This window comes from Halomonas campaniensis (assembly GCF_002211105.1).
Lineage (GTDB): Bacteria > Pseudomonadota > Gammaproteobacteria > Pseudomonadales > Halomonadaceae > Vreelandella > Vreelandella campaniensis_A.
Genome location: NZ_JPUA01000006.1, coordinates 1 through 3046, shown reverse-complemented (window position 1 = coordinate 3046; position 3046 = coordinate 1). Strand labels below are relative to the sequence as shown.

Below are 3046 nucleotides of genomic sequence, written 5' to 3'. Positions count from 1 at the left end.
ACGACCAGACCCCTTGGGTGTTATAGGGTCAAGCCTCACGGGCCATTAGTACACGTTAGCTCAACGCCTTGCAGCGCTTCCACACCGTGCCTATCAACCAGCTGGTCTCGCTGGGCCCTTCAGGAGGCTCTAGGCCTCAGGGATGTCTCATCTTGAAGGGGGCTTCCCGCTTAGATGCTTTCAGCGGTTATCCCGTCCGACCATAGCTACCCGGCAATGCCACTGGCGTGACAACCGGAACACCAGAGGGTCGTCCACTCCGGTCCTCTCGTACTAGGAGCAGCCCTTCTCAAACATCCAACGCCCACGGCAGATAGGGACCGAACTGTCTCACGACGTTCTAAACCCAGCTCGCGTACCACTTTAAATGGCGAACAGCCATACCCTTGGGACCGACTTCAGCCCCAGGATGTGATGAGCCGACATCGAGGTGCCAAACACCGCCGTCGATGTGAACTCTTGGGCGGTATCAGCCTGTTATCCCCGGAGTACCTTTTATCCGTTGAGCGATGGCCCTTCCATACAGAACCACCGGATCACTAGAACCTGCTTTCGCACCTGCTCGACGTGTCTGTCTCGCAGTCAAGCACCCTTATGCTCTTGCACTCATTGCACGATGTCCGACCGTGCTGAGGGTACCTTCGTGCTCCTCCGTTACTCTTTAGGAGGAGACCGCCCCAGTCAAACTACCCACCACACACTGTCCTCGATCCGGATAACGGACCTGAGTGAGAACGCCAATGATGCCAGGCTGGTATTTCAAGGTTGGCTCCGCCCGAACTGGCGTCCGAGTTTCTAAGCCTCCCAGCTATCCTACACAGGCAACATCAGCGTCCAGTGTGAAGCTATAGTAAAGGTTCACGGGGTCTTTCCGTCTAGCCGCGGGTACACCGCATCTTCACGGCGATTTCAATTTCACTGAGTCTCGGGTGGAGACAGCGTGGCCATCATTACGCCATTCGTGCAGGTCGGAACTTACCCGACAAGGAATTTCGCTACCTTAGGACCGTTATAGTTACGGCCGCCGTTTACCGGGGCTTCAATCAAGAGCTTCGCCTTGCGGCTAACACCATCATTTAACCTTCCGGCACCGGGCAGGCGTCACACCCTATACGTCCGCTTGCGCGTTAGCAGAGTGCTGTGTTTTTAATAAACAGTTGCAGCCACCTGGTATCTTCGACCGGTTCGGGCTAGGAGAGCAAGTCTCTTCACCCTACGCCGGCGTGCCTTCTCCCGAAGTTACGGCACCATTTTGCCTAGTTCCTTCACCCGAGTTCTCTCAAGCGCCTTGGGATTCTCACCCTGACCACCTGTGTCGGTTTGGGGTACGGTCGCACATGATCTGAAGCTTAGAGGCTTTTCCTGGAAGCGTGGCATCAGTGACTTCCTGACCGTGGTCAGTTCATCTCGTGTCTCGGCCTTAAAAGAGTCCGGATTTACCTAAACTCTCAGCCTACTCACTTTCACCAGGACAACCAACGCCTGGCTCACCTAGCCTTCTTCGTCCCCCCATCGCAACCATGTCCGGTACGGGAATATTGACCCGTTTCCCATCGACTACGCCTTTCGGCCTCGCCTTAGGGGCCGACTCACTCTGCTCCGATTAGCGTCGAACAGAAACCCTTGGTCTTCCGGCGAGGGAGTTTTTCACTCCCTTTATCGTTACTCATGTCAGCATTCGCACTCGTGATACCTCCAGCAGACTTCTCAATCCACCTTCATCGGCTTACACGACGCTCCTCTACCGCTCATTCAAAGAATGAACCCGTAGCTTCGGTACCTGGTTTAGCCCCGTTACATCTTCCGCGCAGGCCGACTCGACTAGTGAGCTATTACGCTTTCTTTAAAGGATGGCTGCTTCTAAGCCAACCTCCTAGCTGTCTGAGCCTTCCCACATCGTTTCCCACTTAACCAGGATTTCGGGACCTTAGCTGACGGTCTGGGTTGTTTCCCTTTTCACGACGGACGTTAGCACCCGCCGTGTGTCTCCCACGCGTTACTCACCGGTATTCGGAGTTTGCCTCGGGTTGGTAAGTCGGGATGACCCCCTAGCCGAAACAGTGCTCTACCCCCGGCGGTACTACGTGAGGCGCTACCTAAATAGCTTTCGAGGAGAACCAGCTATCTCCGAGCTTGATTAGCCTTTCACTCCGATCCACAAGTCATCCAAATCTTTTTCAACAGATCCTGGTTCGGGCCTCCAGTTGATGTTACTCAACCTTCACCCTGCTCATGGATAGATCGCTCGGTTTCGGGTCTATATCCAGCGACTGCGTCGCCCAGTTAAGACTCGGTTTCCCTACGGCTCCCCTATACGGTTAACCTCGCCACTGAATATAAGTCGCTGACCCATTATACAAAAGGTACGCCGTCACCCAACAAGTGGGCTCCGACTGCTTGTACGCACACGGTTTCAGGATCTATTTCACTCCCCTCTCCGGGGTTCTTTTCGCCTTTCCCTCACGGTACTGGTTCACTATCGGTCAGCCAGGAGTATTTAGCCTTGGAGGATGGTCCCCCCGTCTTCAGTCAAGGTTTCTCGTGCCCCGACCTACTCGATTTCACATGATCAGATTTTCGACTACGGGGCTATCACCCGCTACGGCCAGACTTCCCAATCTGTTCGCCTAATCAGTCTCATGCTTAAGGGCTGGTCCCCGTTCGCTCGCCGCTACTAGGGGAATCTCGGTTGATTTCTTTTCCTCAGGGTACTTAGATGTTTCAGTTCCCCTGGTTCGCCTCGTACCCCTATGTATTCAGGGCACGATACTCATCTTATGATGAGTGGGTTTCCCCATTCAGAGATGTCCGGGTCACAGGTTGTTGCCACCTCACCGAACCTTATCGCAGGCTACCACGTCTTTCATCGCCTCTGGCTGCCTAGGCATCCACCGTGTGCGCTTCATTGCTTGACCCTATAACCCGAAGGAGTCTGGATGTCGCAATGATCACGTTTCATTTTGCCGGATACGCTGACGCGTATCACAATTTAAGAAGCACACCTTACGGCGTGTTCTTGTCAGCATGATATACATTGTTAAAGAGC

Annotated in this window: 1 rRNA gene; it reads right to left on the bottom strand. The window is 54.1% G+C overall.

Annotated elements, in window-relative coordinates:
- Positions 1–24 precede the first annotated feature (24 nt).
- A 23S ribosomal RNA gene (locus JI62_RS03130) occupies positions 25–2915 on the bottom strand.
- Positions 2916–3046 lie beyond the last annotated feature (131 nt).